Here is a 16605-nt window from a genome sequence, read left to right as displayed (position 1 = left end):
GCGTTGACCGTTCGTGAAACCGTCTGCCGAGCCCAATCGATGATCCGTCCGTTTCTCCTTCTCGCCGCAACCCTCGTCTCGCTCTCGGCCCAGGCCGGCGACGCCGCCCTCGGGCGCAAGAAGGCCAGCGCCTGCCAGACCTGCCACGGGATGGACGGGCTCTCGAAGCTGCCGGAGGCGCCGAACCTCGCCGGCCAGGTCGAGCCCTACCTGGTGAAGGCGCTGACCGAGTACCGCGACGGCAGGCGGCAGAACGAGATCATGAACGTGGTCGCCAAGGAGCTGTCGGACGCCGATATCGCGAATCTGGCGGCGTATTATGCGGGCATCCAGATCGACGTGCTGCCGCCGGGGTAGCGCCGTGCGTCATTGCGAGCGGAGCGAAGCAACCCAGCTGCGCGACGATGGCGGGCGGCCCGCTGCCCTAGGTTGCTTCGCTTCGCTCGCAATGACGGCGCTGATCAATCATCCATCTTCAGCGCCGCGATGAACGCTTCCTGCGGGATCTCCACGCGCCCGAACTGGCGCATCTTCTTCTTGCCTTCCTTCTGCTTGTCCAGCAGCTTGCGCTTGCGCGAGATGTCGCCGCCGTAGCACTTGGCGGTCACGTCCTTGGACAGGGCCTTGATCGTCTCGCGGGCGATGATCTTGCCGCCGATCGCGGCCTGGACCGGGATCTGGAACAGGTGGCGGGGGATCAGGTCCTTCAGTTTCTCGCACATGGCCCGGCCGCGCGATTCGGCGCGGGTGCGGTGGACCAGCATCGACAGGGCGTCCACCGGCTCGGCGTTGACCAAGAGCGACATCTTCACGAGGTCGCCCTCGCGGTAGTCGGAGACGTGGTAGTCGAACGAGGCGTAGCCCTTCGAGATCGATTTCAGCCGGTCGTAAAAATCGAACACCACCTCGTTCAGCGGCAGGTCGTAGACCACCATGGCGCGTTTGCCGACGTAGTTGAGGTCGATCTGGACGCCGCGGCGGTCCTGGCAGAGCTTGAGCACGCCGCCGAGATACTCGTCGGGCGTCAGGATCGTGGCGCGGATCCAGGGCTCCTCGATCAGCTCGATCTTCATCACGTCCGGCATGTCGGCCGGGTTGTGCAGCTCCTTGAGCGTGCCGTCGCGCATCTTCAGCCGATAGACCACCGAGGGCGCGGTCGAGATCAGGTCGAGGTTGAACTCGCGCTCCAGCCGCTCCTGAATGATCTCCAGATGGAGAAGTCCCAAAAATCCGCAGCGGAAGCCGAAGCCCAAAGCCGCCGAGCTCTCCATCTCATAGGAGAACGACGCGTCGTTGAGCCGGAGCCGGCCCATGGCCGCGCGCAGGTTCTCGAACTCGGCGGCGTCCACCGGGAACAGGCCGCAGAACACGACCGCCTGGACTTCCTTGAAGCCCGGCAGCATCGAGGTGGTCTGGCGCTTGTCTTCGGTGATCGTGTCGCCGACGCGGGTGTCGGCGACCTCCTTGATCGAGCCGGTGAAGAAGCCGACCTCGCCCGGGCCGAGCTCGCCAATCTCGGCCATCTTCGGGCGGAACACGCCGATCCGGTCGACGCCGTGGACCGCGTCGGCGCCCATCATCCGGATGGTCATGCCTTTTTTCAGCACGCCGTCGATGATGCGCACCAGCACGACGACGCCGAGATAGGCGTCGTACCAGCTGTCCACCAGCAGGGCCTTGAGCGGCGCGCTCCGGTCGCCCTTGGGTGGCGGCAGGCGGGTCACGATCGCCTCGAGCACCGCCTCGATGTTGAGGCCGGTCTTGGCCGAGATCGGCACGGCGTTGGAGGCGTCGAGGCCGATCACCTCCTCGATCTGCTCCTTCACGCGCTCGGGCTCGGCGGCCGGCAGGTCGACCTTGTTGAGGACCGGGACGATCTCGTGGTTGGCGTCGAGCGCCTGGTAGACGTTGGCGAGCGTCTGCGCCTCGACCCCCTGGGAGGCGTCCACGACCAGCAGCGAGCCCTCGCAGGCGGCGAGCGAACGCGACACCTCGTAGGCGAAGTCCACGTGGCCGGGCGTGTCCATCAGATTGAGGATGTAATCCTTGCCGTCCTCGGCCCGGTATTCCAGGCGCACGGTCTGCGCCTTGATGGTGATGCCGCGCTCCTTCTCGATATCCATCGAGTCGAGCATCTGCTCGCTCATGTCGCGCAACGCCACGGTGCCGGTGGCCTGAATCAGCCGGTCCGCCAAAGTCGATTTGCCGTGGTCGATATGCGCGACGATCGAGAAGTTGCGGATGTTGTCGATCGGGGTTGTCATCGGCATTCCGTTCGGGCGCGCGACGGCGCGCACCGTCTGACGTCTGGGCGTGTTCGGGTCGGTCGGCTCACGCGCGAGATAGCAGCGCCGCGGGAACGCGCCAAGCGCGCCGGCGGGCGCCATCTGGTCTGGCCGCCGCAAACGACGAGACGGGAGCCGGAACGATCCGGTCCCCGCCCATCGGCAGCGTCCCGCCGGTTCCAGCGGCTGTCAGAAGCGATTAGCGACCGCGGTCGCGGATCAGGCGCTCGATCTCGGCCTCGCCGTGGGTGCGGGCCTTCGACTCGGTCGGGTGCTTCCGGTCCGAGCGCTGGTGCAGCTTGCCGTGCTTGCGGATGCTCCACTGGAACATCGCGCCGCTCTCGCCGACCGGCTGCACATCGAGGCTGAACGGATAGGTGTCTGTCTGTGTGTCGCTCATCGCGCGGATATGGTGCACCGGGCCGTGCTTCGCCATGCCTGGGCGCGATCCGCCGCGTTACGTTTGCCCCGTACCGACACCGCCGCGGGCCTGCGCGGCCATCGCGACGAGGCTCTTGCGCAGGCCGCCCATATCCCTGATCCGCTCCGGATAAACCACCCGCGCGGTCCGCTCGCCAGCCATCAGGTCTAGGCCTTCCGGGTCGAGCCCGGTCAGCCGCCAGGGTAGCCCGGCCTCCGCGCCAGAGGCCGCGGCATAGACAGCCAGCGCGTCGGCATGGTCGGCATTCATGTGCTCGACCGCGCCGCGCTCGCCCGTCGCGATGGCCTCCGCGCCGGTGAGGTCTAGGAGCAACTCTTCGCGGGTCAGCGTCGCGGCCTTGGCGAAACCGCCATTGAGGTGGCCAGCCTTCGCGTCCAACGCGAAGAACCCGAAATCCGGGAAGTCGGCGTAGAGCTTGGCCTTCGGATGCCGCGCCAGGAACCGCTCCCGCGCCTGCGGCTCGGCGGTCTGGACGGCGCTCCCGACCACGGTGAGCCTGGGATGCGCGAGCGGATCGCCCTTGCCGCCCTGCGAGAACAGCAGCGAGCAGCGCGGATCGGCCAGCAGGTTGCGGGTATGCGCCGAGAGCCGCGACAGCAGCATCAGCGGCGTGCCGTCCTGGTCGGTGGCGATGGTCACGAGCGACGCGAACGGCGTCCCGTCCTGGTCGAGGGTCGCCAATGCCCCGGAGCGGATGCTCCGCAGCAGCATCCGCGACAGCCCGATGGCGTCGAAGGGGGCGTCCGCGGCGGGAAGCGGGCGGGCCGGCTCACGCTGTTCCGATGCCCCTGTGCTCGCCTCTGCCATCGGATCCCTCCCGTTTCGAACCGCCGCCACATTCCCGCATCATGGTAGCGGTGGGGCGGCCGGCGCACGAGCGTCGCAGGCCGCGTCAGATCGGCCTTTACGGCCAAGCTATGACCGCCGCTCGCTTTTTCCGAACGGCCGTACTAAAGCACCTGTCCCGTTGCGCGAACCGGGCGGCGCCCAAACCGGCCCGGTTCGCACGTCCGCTTGCCCCTTGGGGGGCCGGGACGAAGCGCGGCCCGCGCGAATAGCCGGGACCGCGCTCGAACCCGTTCATTCAGGGACCGCGCATGCCAACCATCGCCCTCGTCGACGACGACCGGAATATTCTGACCTCCGTGTCGATCGCGCTTGAGACCGAAGGCTACCGCATCCAGACCTACACCGACGGCGCCTCCGCCCTCGACGGTCTGCGGCACTCCCCGCCGGACCTCGCGATCTTCGACATCAAGATGCCGCGCATGGACGGGATGGAGCTTCTCCGACGCCTGCGGCAGAAATCCGACCTTCCGGTGATCTTTCTGACCTCCAAGGACGAGGAGATCGACGAATTGTTCGGTCTCAAGATGGGCGCGGACGATTTCATCCATAAGCCGTTCTCGCAGCGCCTGCTGGTCGAGCGCGTCAAGGCCGTGCTGCGCCGCTTCGCAAAGGAGCCGGCCGGCGCCACCCCGCGGGGCGAGGCCGAGGTGGCGGCCCGCTCGCTGGAGCGCGGCTCGCTGATGATGGATCCGGAGCGCCACACCTGTACCTGGAAGGGCGAGCCGGTGACGCTCACCGTCACGGAATTCCTGATCCTCCAGGCGCTGGCCCATCGCCCCGGCGTCGTGAAGAGCCGGAACGCCCTCATGGATGCGGCCTACGACGACCAGGTCTATGTCGACGACCGCACCATCGACAGCCACATCAAGCGCCTGCGCAAGAAGTTCAAAGTGACCGACCAGAACTTCGATATGATCGAGACGCTCTACGGCGTCGGCTACCGGTTCAAGGAGGCGTGATCCAAGGATCCGCTCCGTGACCAGCCGTAACCCCGCTGAGGCCGAGGACGCGCAGCCGCGCGCCTCGTTCACCCAACTCCTCTCCCGACCGCTGACCTGGCCGCGCGCCCTGTGGGACGCGATCGGGCAGCGCGCGTCGTCCAGCCTGACGCGCCGGATCGTCGTGCTCAACCTCGTCGGGCTGATCGCGCTGCTCGTCGGCTTCCTCTATCTCAACCAGTTCCGGCAGGGCCTGATCCAGGCCCGGATCCAGAGCCTGGCGATCCAGGGCGAGATCATCGCGGGCGCCATCGCGGCCTCCGCCTCGGTCGATACCGATACGATCCAGATCGATCCCGACAAGCTGCTTCAGCAGCAGGCCGGTGAGGCCGCCGAGGAGGAATCGCAGCCGCTGGCCTTCTCGCTCAACCCCGAGAAGGTGGCGCCGCTGCTGTCGCGTCTGGTCACGCCCACCGGCAACCGCGCCCGGGTGTACGACCAGGAAGGCGGCCTGCTGTTCGACACCAGAACCCTGTTCAAGCGTGGCGATGCCGGCCGCGGCGACGCGATCACGCCCAAGCCGCACAAGGCCGGGATGCTCGAATCCGCCTTCCAGGCGGTCCAGGCGAAGTTGAGCGCCTGGTTCGGCAGCCGATCCGCGCAGCCCGAGGAGACCGGGCCGGTGAACGGACATTCGCTGCGCGAGGTCCAGGCGGCGCTCAACGGCAATCGCGGCAGCCTGGTTCGCCGCAACGCGCTGGGCGAGACCACCGTCTCGGTGGCGGTACCGATCCATCGCGCCGGCTCCGTGCGCGGCGCGCTGCTGATCTCGACGCAGGGCGACGCGATCGACCGGGTGATCGCCTCGGAGCGCTTCGGCCTGCTCCAGGTGTTCTTGGTCGCCTCGGCCGTGATGGTCGTGCTCTCGGCGCTGCTGGCCGGTGCCATCGCGGGCCCGGTCCGGCGCCTCGCGGAGGCCGCCGAAAAGGTCCGGATGGGGATCAAGACCCGCGAAGAGATCCCGGATTTCACCCAGCGCACCGACGAGATCGGCCACCTGTCCGGGGCACTGCGGGACATGACGCAGGCGCTCTACCGGCGCATCGACGCCATCGAGAGCTTTGCGGCCGATGTCAGCCACGAGCTGAAGAACCCGCTGACTTCGCTGCGCAGCGCGGTCGAAACGCTGCCGCTGGCGAAATCCGACGATTCGCGCGGCCGGCTGATGGCGATCATCCAGCACGACGTGAAGCGCCTCGACCGGCTGATCAGCGACATCGCCGACGCCTCGCGACTCGACGCCGAGCTGGCCCGGGCGGAGGCGCGCCGGGTCGATCTCAAGAAGCTCCTGACCACGGTCGTCTCGGTGGCGAACGAGCGTCGGCGCCCCAAGGATTGCCTGATCCAGTTGGATGTCGAGCCGATCCCGGACCAGGATGCGCCGTTCACGGTCATCGGCCATGACAGCCGGCTGGGCCAGGTGGTCAACAACCTCCTCGACAATGCCCGCTCGTTCTCGCCCACCGAGGCCAAGGTGCGGGTCGCCCTGCGCCGGGTCCGGGGCGAGGTCGAGCTGGTCTGTGAGGACGAGGGGCCGGGCATCCCCGAGCATGCCCTGGAGAGGATCTTCGAGCGCTTCTACACCGACCGGCCCGAACAGGGCTTTGGGCAGAATTCGGGGCTCGGCCTGTCGATCTCCCGGCAGATCGTCCAGGCCCATCGCGGCATGATCCGGGCCGAGAACCGTCCGGGCGCGCCCGACGAGGACGGCGAACCCACAGTACGCGGCGCTCGCTTCACCGTCCGCCTGCCCGCCGCGCCGCGCCAGCTCCACGGCTGATGGCGACCGTTCACGCCGCCTGCGTCGCCCTCGGCGAGGCCGGCATCCTGATTCGCGGCCCGGCCGGTGCGGGTAAGTCGACCCTGGCGATTCTGCTCGCCGCCGAGGCGGATGGGACTTTCATCGCCGATGATCGCGTCATCTGCGACCGGCGCAGCGGCTCGATCGTCGCCCGGCCCCACGATGCGTTGGCCGGGATGGTCGAAGTTCGGGGCCAGGGTATCCTGTCGGTGGCCGCACTCGGCCTGGCGCTGCGTCCCGAGGTCGATCTGCGCCTCGCAGTCGATCTCTTAATGGATTTGCCCCGGCTGCCCGAGCCTCCGGACGAGGCCGAGATCCTCGATCTGCACCTGCCTCGCCTGGTTCTCGACCGGAGCGTCCGGCGCGCCGGACTGGCGACGTTGCTGATCCGTGCGGCACTGCGAAAGTGGCAGCCGTGACTTCGCAGCCGCACAGGGCATTGATTCGCGTCACGGTGGTGAGAGCCCATGGCGCTCAAGGCGTCACCGTGGCATGATCGCCGGAATGTCCGAGCAAAAACGTCGCGATCGCCTTGTTGGGACCTGTGCATTGCACAACATGGCGGCTGACAGAGGACGTTGGAATACGTGTCGATGATTGGCATGGTGCTCGTCACTCACGGGCTACTGGCGACCGAGTTCAAGGCCGCTCTGGAGCACGTGGTCGGCCCGCAGGATCAGATCGAGACGATCACGATCGGGCCGGAAGACGACATGGAACTGCGACGCCGGGACATCATGTCCGCGGTCTGTCGCGTGAACACCGGTGACGGTGTGGTGGTGCTGACCGACATGTTCGGCGGTACGCCCTCGAACCTTGCGCTTTCCTGTATGAACGGCGGCTCGGTCGAGGTGGTGGCGGGGATCAACCTGCCGATGCTGATCAAGCTGGCTAGCGTTCGCGACGAGGAGAATCTCGGCGACGCCGTCCTCCATGCCCAGGAAGCGGGCCGCAAATATATCAACGTCGCCTCGCGCGTCCTCGCCGGCAAATAAAGCTCTTCAGCTCTCCAGAATCGCCGCCCCAGGCGCCGACCGACGGTTCGTGGCGGTGATGCCCGCGGATGCCGCGATCACCAGCCCGATGGCGAGCCATTGGACAGCGCCGAGCCGCTCGCCGAGCAAGGCGAAGCCCGCGCAAGCCGCAACCGCCGGCTCCAGGCTCATCAGCACGCCGAAACTCTTACGGTCGAGCCGTCGCAGGGCGACCATCTCCAGGGAATAGGGCAGGGCGCTCGACAGCAGCGCCACGGTCAGTCCAGCGACGAGGATCCCGGGCGCCAGCAGGCCCAGCCCGGCCTCCGCAAAGCCGAACGGCGCTACCACCAGAGCGGCCATGAGCATGCCCAGCGACACGGCTTGGCCACCGTCGATTCGGCCGGCGCGCTGACCGAACAGGATGTAGAGCGCCCAGGCCAGGGCCGCCCCGAGGGCGAGGAAGACGCCGAGCGGGTCGAGCGCGCTGGTCGATGTGGCCGGCAGCAGCAATCCAAGTCCCACCACCGCCACGCCGATCCAGAGGAAATCCGCCCTCCGGCGCGAGGCGATCAACGCGATGGCGAGCGGCCCGGCAAACTCGATCGCCACCGCCGGCCCCAGCGGAAGACGCGCGATGGCCAGATAGAAGAGCAAATTCATCAGCCCGAGGGTGACCCCGTAGAGCGCGATCCAGCCGGCCTCGCGCCTGGACAGGCTGCGCCGCCACGGACGCCAGACGGCGATCAGGATCAGCGCCGAGAAGCCGACGCGCAGGGACGATGTCCCTGCTGCGCCGACGATCGGGAACAGGCTCTTGGCGATGGTCGCGCCGTATTGCAGCACGACCATGCCGGCGATGAGCGCCGCAACAGGAAGGAGCGTCGTCCCGAGGCCATGTCTGGTGGTCGTCACGTGCCCGGGCCTTTCAGGAATGCGGCTCGACCAGGAGGTAGCTTGTGCTGCGTCCCCCCGCCGGACCGCGCGTCAGGAACCCGCGCGCGGTCAGATCTTCGATGTCCCGAAGGGCGGTATCGTGCGAGCACTTCGCGATCTGCGCCCATTTCGATGTCGTGAGCTTGCCCTCGAATCCGTCGAGGAGGCGGCTCACCATCATGCGCTGGCGCGGGTTCACGGGCCGCGCTTCCAGTGCGCGCCAGAACCGCTCCTTGCGCAGGACCGCCGTGAGCGTCGTCTCGGCGGTGGCGATTGCCGCGTCAAGAATTCCGAGAAACCAGGCCAGCCGGGCCGTGATCTCGAGATCGCCCTTCTGCGTCGCTTCGAGCGTCTCGTAATAGGCATTCCGCTCGACCCGGAGGCGTGTGGACATGCTGTAGAACCGCCGACCCGTCCCCTCGGCACGCGCAAGGGCCATGTCGGCGATCGCCCGGGCGATACGGCCGTTGCCGTCGTCGAAGGGATGAATGGTCACGAACCAAATATGGGCGATGGCCGCCTTGAGGACCGGATCGGTCGGATCGACCGGATCCTCGAACCACCGCAGAAAGCGGTCCATCTCAGCCGGGATGCGGTCTGCGGGCGGAGCCTGGAAGTGTACCCGCTCGCGCTCCCACGGACCCGAGACGACCCGCATCGGTCCCAGCGCGTCGGTCCGCCACGATCCGATCGTGATCGGCTGCCGCCCGACATCGGGATTTGGAAACAAGGCGGCGTGCCAACCGAACAGGCGTTCGATGGTCAGCGGTTCGGCGAAACGCTGTGTCGCATCCAGGACCATCGTGACGATGCCGTCGACCCGGCGGCCGCTTGGAACCAAGCCCGCCGTCTCGATCCCGAGGCGCCGCGCCAGCGACGAGCGGACCTCATCACGGGCGAGGTTCTCGCCCTCAATCTCGCTGGTCTTCACGGCATCCTGGGTGAGGGTGTCGAGGACGGCTTCCTCGCGCAGATCATAGCCTAGGGCTTCCATTCGGCCCAGCAACCGACCCTGCCGGTAGCGGACCGCAGCCAGCGGGGCGAGGAGCGCGGTCTTGTCCCAGCGGAAGCGGGGCCAATCGGGGCGGTCGTAGATATACACCAATCGACGCATATCATGCGTCGATTGCCCGGTCCAATCTACGCATCAGGGTCTGGGGACCGCCCTATGCTCACAAAATGAACCGGCTCAGATCCGCGTTGGCCGCCAGATCCTCGACCCGGGACCGCACATAGGCGGCATCGATCGGCACGGTCTCGCCGGAGCGGTCGGTGGCGGTGAACGAGATCTCGTCGATCACCCGCTCCAGCACGGTCTGAAGCCGGCGGGCACCGATATTCTCCACGGACGAATTTACTTCGACGGCGACGCGGGCCAACGCATCCACGGCGTCGTCCGTGAAGGTCAGGGTCACGCCCTCGGTCTGCATCAGGGCGACCGTCTGCTTGAGCAGGCTGGCCTCCGTGGAGGTCAGGATCTGCCGGAAATCGTCCACCGTCAGCGGCTGCAGCTCGACCCGGATCGGCAACCGGCCCTGGAGCTCGGGCAGGAGGTCGGACGGCTTCGAGACGTGGAATGCGCCGGAGGCGATGAACAGCACGTGGTCGGTCTTCACCGGGCCGTGCTTGGTCGCCACCGTGGTGCCCTCGATCAGCGGCAGCAGATCGCGCTGCACGCCCTCGCGGGAGACGTCGCCCGAGGAGCGGCCCTCGCGGGCGCAGATCTTGTCGATCTCGTCGAGGAAGACGATGCCGTTATTCTCGACCTCGCGGATCGCCTCGCGGATCAGGGCGTCGTCGTCGACCAGCTTGTCGGATTCCTCGGCCAGCAAGGGCGCGTAGGCGTCCCGCACCAGGACCCGGCGCGGCTTGCCACGCTGGCCGCCCAGCGCCTTGCCGAGCACGTCGCCGATATTGATCGCCCCCATGGAGGCGCCCGGCATGCCGGGGATCTCGAACATCGGCAGGCCGGCGGGGGCACCCGAGGCCAGTTCCAGCTCGACTTCCTTGTCGTCGAGCTCGCTGTCGCGCAGCTTGCGCCGGAAACTGTCGCGGGTCGCCTGGCTGGCGGTGGGCCCGACCAGAGCGTCGAGGATGCGATTCTCCGCGGCTGCCTCGGCCTTGGCCTTCACGGTCTCGCGCTTGGCCTGCCGGGTCAGGCCGATCGCCACCTCCACGAGGTCGCGGACGATCTGCTCGACGTCGCGGCCGACATAGCCGACCTCGGTGAACTTGGTCGCCTCGATCTTCAGGAACGGGGCATTGGCCAGCCGAGCCAGCCGCCGGGCGATCTCGGTCTTGCCGCAGCCGGTCGGCCCGATCATCAGGATGTTCTTGGGCGCCACCTCCTCGCGGAGCGGACCGGTCAGCTGCTGGCGGCGCCAGCGGTTGCGGAGCGCGATCGCGACGGCGCGCTTGGCGTCCTGCTGCCCGACGATGAAGCGATCGAGTTCGGACACGATCTCGCGCGGAGAGAACGTCGTCACCGCTGGGCCATCCTGTTGTTTCCGGCCCGACAAAACCGGGCGCCAAGCCGGGAATGGGGTCCCGGCGCGCGCGACGCAAGAGGCGGCACGCGCTCGGCGGGGGCAGGCGACCCGCTCAGTGCCCCGCGGGAGACGCCGTGGCGCCGGGCTTGTCGTGCGTGCCGAAGCGCTCGACCAGGGTCGCGCTAGCCGCGTTCAGCCCGACGACCTCGACGATCCGGCCGCGGCCGCGCGCCTTCAGCACGACGCGATCGAGGGCGGCCACCGCCGAGATGTCCCAGAAATGCGCGTCCTGCACGTTGATCACGAGGCGGTCCAGGGGTTCGAGCACGTCGATCGCCTCCGAGAAGGTGCCGGCCGAGGCGAAGAACACCTGCCCAGCCACCCGGTACGTTCGGGTCCGGCCATCGTCCGACAGCGTCGAGGTGACCTGGCTGAGCCGCGACACCTTGCCGGCGAAGAACACGCCGGAGAGGAGCACGCCGGCCAGGACGCCCTGCGCCAGATCCTTGGTCGCGACCACGACCAGGACGGTCGCCAGCATCACCGCCGAGGAGGGCAGGGGGTTGGTGCGCAGCTGCGCCAGCGAACGCCACGAGAAGGTGTTCAGCGAGACCATGATCATCACCGCCGTCAGCGCCGCGACCGGCACCACAGCGAGCAGGTCCTGCAAAGCCACGAGGAGCAGCAGCAGGAAGGCGCCCGCGACCAGCGTCGACAGGCGGCCCCGCGCGCCCGAGGAAACGTTGATCACCGATTGCCCGATCATCGCGCAGCCACCCATGCCGCCGAACACGGCCGAGGCCATGTTGGCGACGCCCTGGCCCATGCATTCGCGGTTCTTGTCGCTGCCGGTATCGGTCATGTCGTCGACGATCTGCGCGGTGAGCAGGCTTTCCAGCAGTCCGACCGCGGCCAGCGTCGCCGCGTAGGGCAGCAGGATCCGCAGGGTCTCGAAGGTCAGCGGCACGTCCGGCAGGGCGAAGCTCGGCAGCGTCGAGGGCAGGGCGCCCAGATGCGAGACGGTGCGGACGTCGAGGTGGAAGATCGCCGTCACCGCGGTCAGCACCGCGATCGCCACCAGGGGCGAGGGCACCGCCCGGGTGATCCGGGGAAACCCGTAGATGATGACGAGCCCCAGGGCGATCAGCCCGTAGGTCGCCGGCGTCACGCCGGTGAGCTCGGGCATCTGTGCCAGAAAGATCAGGATCGCCAGCGCGTTGACGAAGCCGGTCATCACCGATTGCGAGACGAACCGCATCAGCCGGCCGAGCCTGAGCAGGCCGGCCAGGATCTGGATCAGCCCCATCAGGATGGTGGCGGCGAACAGGTATGGCACGCCGTGCTCGCGGACGAGATCGACCATCACCACCGCGGTGGCGGCGGTGGCGGCCGAGATCATCGCCGGCCGGCCGCCGGCGAAGGCGATCGTGCAGGCGATGACCACCGAGGCGTAGAGCCCGACCTTGGGATCGACCCCGGCGATGACCGAGAAGCCGATCGCCTCCGGGATCAGCGCGAGGGCGACGACGATCCCCGACAGGGTATCGCCGCGGATATTGGACACCCACGACCCGAGAGGGCCGGCGGTTCCGGATGTGTTGCGTGGCATGAAAAAATCCGCACGAGACGCGCGTCCGCACCTGGGGGCGGAGGAGAGAGCGTCTCGGATGCGTGGTCCGGCGGATCGGCGGCCGGAAGAGCCACCCGGGCTTTCACCGGGTCCTTGCGAATGGCGCGACCCTAGGGGGCATCGCGCTGCGACGCAACATCGGCCCGCTTCAGGCCGCGCGCACCTGCGCCACGAAGCCCGCGACCTCGCTGCCCAGCCCCTCCGACCGGCGGGCGATGTCGGCGGCGGCGTTCAGAACCTCTCCGGCGCTGGCCCCGGTGTGATGGGCCGCGTCGAGCACCTGCGACATCGTCTCGGTCACCGCGCGGGTCCCGCTCGCCGCATCGGCGATACTGCGGGCGATCTCCTGGGTGGCGACCTGCTGCTGCTCCACGGCCGCGGCGACGCCGATCGCGATGCCGTGGACCTGCTCGATCGTACCGCCGATCTCCTCAATGGCCGTCACCGCATCGTGCGTTGCCGCGCGCATCGCGGCGATCTGCCCGGCGATCTCGTCTGTCGCCCGGGCCGTCTGCGTCGCCAGCGCCTTCACTTCGGTGGCGACAACCGCGAAACCGCGCCCAGCCTCGCCCGCGCGCGCCGCCTCTATGGTGGCGTTGAGGGCGAGCAGATTGGTCTGACCCGCGATGGTCGAGATCAGGGACACGACCTGGCCGATGCCGTCGGCGCTGCGCGCGAGCGCCTGGACGCTCGCGCGGGTCCGCCGGGCCGCCTCGACGGCACCCGCGGCGGCATCCGAGGTCTGCGAGACCTGGACGCCGATCTCGCTGGCGGTGGCGGCCAGTTCCTCGGTGGCGGCGGCGACCGCATCGACGTTGTGCGCGGTGGTCTCGGCGGCGCGGGTCACGGCCCGGGATTGCTGGTCGGTGCGTTCGGCATTGCCGGCCATTGCGGCGGCGGCGCGCTCCATGCCGACGGCGGCGCCGGCCAAGTGATGAACCAGGCCGCCGATGCTGCCCTCGAACTGGTCGGCGAGTTCGACCATCTCGACGCGTTTGCGCGTCGCCGCTTCTGCACCACTCCGCTCGCGCTCCAACCGCAGGTTTTCGGCCTCCCGCATCGTCCCGGCGAAGATCGCCATGCTCGCCCAGATCGCCCCGATCTCGTCGCGGCCGGCCTTGACGACCGGAAGCGTCAGATCGCCCCGGGACAGGCGCTGGATCGCCTCGGAGACCGCCCGCAGCGGCCGGGCGATCTGGCGTTGGCCGACCAAGAGGCCGAGCCCGCAGCACAGGAGCGTGCCGGCCAGCGCGAGCCCGAACACCAGGATCGTGCGCGCCTGGAAGAGATCCCGCGTCTCGGCCTTGATCGCCGCCATCTCGGCCCGGCCGCCGGTGACCAAGGTATCGATGCTCGCCTGGAAGGCCCTGCGGTTGGACTGGTTGGCCTCGTTGAAGCCGAGATCGGCGGCGGCGCGCGGGCCGGTCTCCACGCCGGCGGCGGCCAGCGCGGTCCGCAGGGTCCGGAAGGCATCGGCGTTCCGCGCCATCGTGTCGAACAGCGGGCGCTCGGCTTCGGTGACACGCGGCGCCCAGTCGGCCCGTAGGGCATCCATCGCGGCGAGACCCTTGCGGATGCCGGCGGCGTATTTCCCGGCCTCGGTCCGGTCGGCCGAGGCGTAGACGCCGCGCGAATCCATCGTGACCTCGGCGGTGAGGCGGTTGAAGTTGGCGGCATTGAGGGACCGGACCGAGGCGTCCTCGACGCGCGTCAGCGCCTGCTCGAAGCGCTGCAGCGTCGCGACGCTCACGCCGGCGACCACCAGCGTCGTGAGGCTGCAAGCCGCCACGAAGCCCAGAAGTTTCCCGCCGATCTTCATGGCCAATTCCACCCGAGGTATTTGCGGACCGAGTGTGATGGCGGCGGATCAATGCCCCGTTAAGACAGACCCGATCCGCGCGTTCGTACGTCTCGAACCTGGAATCCGGGGTCTCGTCCTTGCGCGATTCGCTCCGTCGCGCCGCTCCACCGGTTGGAGGATAGCGAACGAGGCGCGATTTAAGATGACCGATCGGCCTGCCTCCGCGCTAGGCCGCCGAGAGCCCGGAACGGGCGGGTGATGTCAATGACCGGCAGGCCGATCCGAAAAATCGCGGCGCTGCAAATCAGCCCTGATCCAGCGCCTCGATCACCAGATTGCCGTTGGTGTAGACGCAGATCTCGGCGGCGATCGCCATGGCCTTGCGCACGATCGCCTCGGCGTCGAGGTCGGTATCCTCGAGGGCGCGGGCGGCCGCCAGGGCGTAATTGCCGCCGGAGCCGATCGCCATGACGCCGCTTTCCGGCTCGAGCACGTCGCCGGAGCCCGACAGGAGCAGGCTGACCTCCTTGTCGGCCACCACCATCATCGCCTCGAGGCGGCGCAGGTAGCGGTCGGTGCGCCAGTCCTTGGTGAGCTCGACGCAGGCTCGGGTCAGTTGGCCGGGATACTGTTCCAGCTTGGCTTCCAGCCGCTCGAACAGCGTGAAGGCGTCGGCCGTGGCGCCCGCGAATCCGCCGATCACCGCGCCCTTGGCCAGGCGCCGGACCTTGCGGGCGTTGCCCTTCACGATGGTCTGGCCGAGGCTGACCTGCCCGTCGCCGCCGACGACGACGCAGCCGCCCTTGCGGACCATCAGGATCGTGGTGGCATGCATCTGGGGCACGGAGCCCCTGTCGTCGTACCTGAAGGCGTCGTGGCTCAAGGTCTCAGCTCCGATCTCGGTCCGGCCGAGATGGGGAGCTTTACCGGCCGCGTCCAGCCGTCGGCTATTCGGCGACCGCCTCGGCGGTGTGGACCGAGCCCGCATCGGTGAGGATCGAATCGGCCGCCGCCTGGGCCAGGAGAGCGTATCCGCCATCCGCCATATGGAGGCCGTCCGAGGCGAAGAGCTGCTTGGCGGTGAGTTTCCCCTCCCGGACCCAGCCGTGCATCAGGTCGGCCCGGCGGATCACCGGCACGTCGAGCTCATCCCCGATCGACCGCACGGCGTCGCGGAACCGCGAGGAGCCGGGCGTCGAATCGAGCTTCGGGCACCATTGCGGCTCCATCAGCACCACGTCGATGCCGGCTTCGCGGATCCGCCGGATGGCGGCGGCGGTGGCATCGCGAAAGTGCTCGATCGAGACGCCGCGCAGGGGATCGTTGCTGCCGGTCTGCCAGATGACGAGCTGCGGCTCGGCCGCGATCACGTCGCGATCCAGGCGCTTCAGCATGTCGTCCACATGCTCGCCGCCGATGCCGCGGTTGATCACGGCGACATCCATGCCGCGCAGCTTCTTGCGCAGGTCTATCTGAAGGCGGGACGGGTAGGAATTGGCCGGGCTCGACGCGCCGATTCCCTCGGTGGAGGACGAGCCGAAGGCCACGATCTTGAGCGGCGCGCCGATGGCGATCTGTCGAGCGACGTGCGGCAGGTCCGGGCTGTCGCTCAGATCGATGCCGAGGAGATCCAGCGAATCAGGCAGGAGGTCGGCGTAGGCCAGCACCGCCGTCGGCACCATCAGGAGCCCGCACAGAATCAAGACTTCACGCAGCCGCTTACGGCGCGGCTTGACTGAAGTACCGGATGTTAAATGCTGTGGCACGGGACCGATCGCTCCGCCGCTCGTCGACGATAGATACAATCTGACACAGGAATTTGAAAAGGGCGGTTCCGCGCAAGCCTTGAAGACGAACTGAATTCGTAACACAAAATTAAATCCGTGAGGCCGGGCAGACGGAACCGTGCCGCGGTTCGCCCACCCAGCCCGGCATCAGCCCGCCGGCGGGGAAAGCACCATCTTCCCGACGAACGGCGCGTCCCGCTTGTTGTTGGCGGTACAAGCATAGCTGTGCTCGCCGGCGTCGAGGGTACGCAGCTTGAGCGTCCCGCGGCCGTTGGCTTTGACCGTGTAGCCCTTCTCGCTCATCACGTGGACGAGGTCGCCGTCGGCGTGCAGCAGGTGGCCCTGCTCGAACTGGCCCTCAGCCGTGATCGTCACCGGCACGTTGGCTTGGCTGACCACCTGCAGCACGACGTTGGTGTTGGCCGGCAGGCGCAGATCCCCCGGCGCGCAGACCGGCTTGCCATCCTGCAGCGTGATGGTCAGCTCGACCGGGGGCATCACGTCGCTGGCGGGATTGCCGAGTTGCGGGTTGTCGGCGGCGCTGGCGGAACCCCCAAGCAGGGCGGCCAGGGCTGCGGCGATCACGAAGTTGCGCAAGGGTTCCATTCTCCAG

Annotated in this window: 16 protein-coding genes and 1 other annotated feature; of the genes, 5 read left to right on the top strand and 11 right to left on the bottom strand. The window is 68.2% G+C overall.

From position 1 onward, the window contains the following. Positions 1 to 39: 39 nt before the first annotated feature. Complete coding sequence (locus MKL09_RS28645) at positions 40 to 357, top strand: c-type cytochrome (protein ID WP_244025351.1); 318 nt, start codon at positions 40 to 42, stop codon at positions 355 to 357. A gap of 104 nt (positions 358 to 461) precedes the next feature. Here the strand turns inward: MKL09_RS28645 and lepA are convergent, their stop codons facing one another. From lepA to MKL09_RS28630, 3 genes are all read right to left on the bottom strand, one after another. Further along, positions 462 to 2264, bottom strand: coding sequence for a translation elongation factor 4 (gene lepA / locus MKL09_RS28640; protein WP_147853555.1), 1803 nt, complete (start codon positions 2262 to 2264; stop codon positions 462 to 464). Between the two features lie 220 nt (positions 2265 to 2484). After that, on the bottom strand, positions 2485 to 2721 hold the full coding sequence (locus tag MKL09_RS28635) for a hypothetical protein (protein WP_244025350.1): 237 nt from the start codon (positions 2719 to 2721) through the stop codon (positions 2485 to 2487). Between the two features lie 21 nt (positions 2722 to 2742). After that, positions 2743 to 3534 carry a HugZ family protein gene (locus tag MKL09_RS28630; protein WP_244025349.1) on the bottom strand — a complete coding sequence of 264 codons (792 nt, stop codon included), beginning with the start codon at positions 3532 to 3534 and terminating at the stop codon, positions 2743 to 2745. Between the two features lie 290 nt (positions 3535 to 3824). Here MKL09_RS28630 and MKL09_RS28625 point away from each other — a divergent pair, with 290 nt between their 5' ends. From MKL09_RS28625 to MKL09_RS28610, 4 genes are all read left to right on the top strand, one after another. Beyond that, the gene (locus MKL09_RS28625) at positions 3825 to 4535 is read left to right on the top strand and encodes a response regulator transcription factor (protein WP_244025348.1); all 711 of its coding nucleotides are present in this window, start codon (positions 3825 to 3827) and stop codon (positions 4533 to 4535) included. 16 nt (positions 4536 to 4551) lie between these two features. Beyond that, positions 4552 to 6354 carry a stimulus-sensing domain-containing protein gene (locus MKL09_RS28620; RefSeq protein ID WP_409567004.1) on the top strand — a complete coding sequence of 601 codons (1803 nt, stop codon included), beginning with the start codon at positions 4552 to 4554 and terminating at the stop codon, positions 6352 to 6354. Continuing rightward, positions 6354 to 6794 (top strand): HPr kinase/phosphorylase, encoded by a 441-nt coding sequence (locus MKL09_RS28615; RefSeq protein WP_244025347.1) that lies wholly within the window; start codon positions 6354 to 6356, stop codon positions 6792 to 6794. The genes MKL09_RS28620 and MKL09_RS28615 overlap by 1 nt, the downstream gene beginning before the upstream one ends. Before the next feature lie 174 nt (positions 6795 to 6968). Beyond that, positions 6969 to 7370, top strand: coding sequence for a PTS sugar transporter subunit IIA (locus MKL09_RS28610; protein WP_007561549.1), 402 nt, complete (start codon positions 6969 to 6971; stop codon positions 7368 to 7370). 6 nt (positions 7371 to 7376) lie between these two features. Here MKL09_RS28610 and MKL09_RS28605 read toward each other — a convergent pair whose 3' ends face one another. The 8 genes from MKL09_RS28605 to MKL09_RS28570 form a co-directional block, all read right to left on the bottom strand. After that, complete coding sequence (locus MKL09_RS28605) at positions 7377 to 8201, bottom strand: DMT family transporter (protein WP_279606179.1); 825 nt, start codon at positions 8199 to 8201, stop codon at positions 7377 to 7379. A 76-nt stretch (positions 8202 to 8277) separates the two neighbouring features. Then, complete coding sequence (locus tag MKL09_RS28600) at positions 8278 to 9399, bottom strand: Fic family protein (protein WP_313901212.1); 1122 nt, start codon at positions 9397 to 9399, stop codon at positions 8278 to 8280. A gap of 58 nt (positions 9400 to 9457) precedes the next feature. Then, positions 9458 to 10771: an ATP-dependent protease ATPase subunit HslU gene (gene hslU, locus MKL09_RS28595; RefSeq protein WP_243948076.1), complete on the bottom strand. Its 1314-nt coding sequence runs from the start codon at positions 10769 to 10771 to the stop codon at positions 9458 to 9460. A 115-nt stretch (positions 10772 to 10886) separates the two neighbouring features. Beyond that, positions 10887 to 12383, bottom strand: a complete 1497-nt coding sequence (locus tag MKL09_RS28590) for a SulP family inorganic anion transporter (protein ID WP_244025345.1) — start codon at positions 12381 to 12383, stop codon at positions 10887 to 10889. A 61-nt stretch (positions 12384 to 12444) separates the two neighbouring features. Then, positions 12445 to 12500: a sequence feature (sul1 is cis-regulatory element that is thought to sense ions involved in sulfur or methionine metabolism; They are found in Alphaproteobacteria), on the bottom strand. 52 nt (positions 12501 to 12552) lie between these two features. Then, a complete protein-coding gene (locus tag MKL09_RS28585) occupies positions 12553 to 14223 on the bottom strand; it encodes a methyl-accepting chemotaxis protein (protein WP_244025344.1) in 1671 nt (556 codons plus the stop codon). A 286-nt stretch (positions 14224 to 14509) separates the two neighbouring features. Next, positions 14510 to 15040, bottom strand: coding sequence for an ATP-dependent protease subunit HslV (gene hslV, locus MKL09_RS28580; protein ID WP_244025480.1), 531 nt, complete (start codon positions 15038 to 15040; stop codon positions 14510 to 14512). A 112-nt stretch (positions 15041 to 15152) separates the two neighbouring features. Then, a complete protein-coding gene (locus MKL09_RS28575) occupies positions 15153 to 15887 on the bottom strand; it encodes an SGNH/GDSL hydrolase family protein (RefSeq protein ID WP_244025343.1) in 735 nt (244 codons plus the stop codon). Positions 15888 to 16139: 252 nt separating this feature from the next. Then, complete coding sequence (locus MKL09_RS28570; RefSeq protein ID WP_313901211.1) at positions 16140 to 16598, bottom strand: anaerobic typically selenocysteine-containing protein; 459 nt, start codon at positions 16596 to 16598, stop codon at positions 16140 to 16142. Positions 16599 to 16605: the final 7 nt, after the last annotated feature.

The sequence above is a fragment of the Methylobacterium sp. J-048 genome, from assembly GCF_022829515.1.
Taxonomy (GTDB): domain Bacteria; phylum Pseudomonadota; class Alphaproteobacteria; order Rhizobiales; family Beijerinckiaceae; genus Methylobacterium.
The sequence above is the reverse complement of the archived record's forward strand: the minus strand, read 5'-3'. Positions and strand labels throughout refer to the sequence as shown.

Coding starts and splice junctions, on each gene's coding strand:
- MKL09_RS28645 (WP_244025351.1), top strand. CDS start 40: ATGATCCGTCCGTTTCTCCTTCTCGCCGCAACCCTCGTCTCGCTCTCG.
- lepA (WP_147853555.1), bottom strand. CDS start 2,264: ATGACAACCCCGATCGACAACATCCGCAACTTCTCGATCGTCGCGCAT.
- MKL09_RS28635 (WP_244025350.1), bottom strand. CDS start 2,721: ATGGCGAAGCACGGCCCGGTGCACCATATCCGCGCGATGAGCGACACA.
- MKL09_RS28630 (WP_244025349.1), bottom strand. CDS start 3,534: ATGGCAGAGGCGAGCACAGGGGCATCGGAACAGCGTGAGCCGGCCCGC.
- MKL09_RS28625 (WP_244025348.1), top strand. CDS start 3,825: ATGCCAACCATCGCCCTCGTCGACGACGACCGGAATATTCTGACCTCC.
- MKL09_RS28615 (WP_244025347.1), top strand. CDS start 6,354: ATGGCGACCGTTCACGCCGCCTGCGTCGCCCTCGGCGAGGCCGGCATC.
- MKL09_RS28610 (WP_007561549.1), top strand. CDS start 6,969: ATGATTGGCATGGTGCTCGTCACTCACGGGCTACTGGCGACCGAGTTC.
- MKL09_RS28605 (WP_279606179.1), bottom strand. CDS start 8,201: ATGGTCGTGCTGCAATACGGCGCGACCATCGCCAAGAGCCTGTTCCCG.
- MKL09_RS28600 (WP_313901212.1), bottom strand. CDS start 9,399: ATGCGTCGATTGGTGTATATCTACGACCGCCCCGATTGGCCCCGCTTC.
- MKL09_RS28590 (WP_244025345.1), bottom strand. CDS start 12,383: ATGCCACGCAACACATCCGGAACCGCCGGCCCTCTCGGGTCGTGGGTG.
- MKL09_RS28585 (WP_244025344.1), bottom strand. CDS start 14,223: ATGAAGATCGGCGGGAAACTTCTGGGCTTCGTGGCGGCTTGCAGCCTC.
- hslV (WP_244025480.1), bottom strand. CDS start 15,040: ATGCATGCCACCACGATCCTGATGGTCCGCAAGGGCGGCTGCGTCGTC.
- MKL09_RS28575 (WP_244025343.1), bottom strand. CDS start 15,887: ATGGTGCCGACGGCGGTGCTGGCCTACGCCGACCTCCTGCCTGATTCG.
- MKL09_RS28570 (WP_313901211.1), bottom strand. CDS start 16,598: ATGGAACCCTTGCGCAACTTCGTGATCGCCGCAGCCCTGGCCGCCCTG.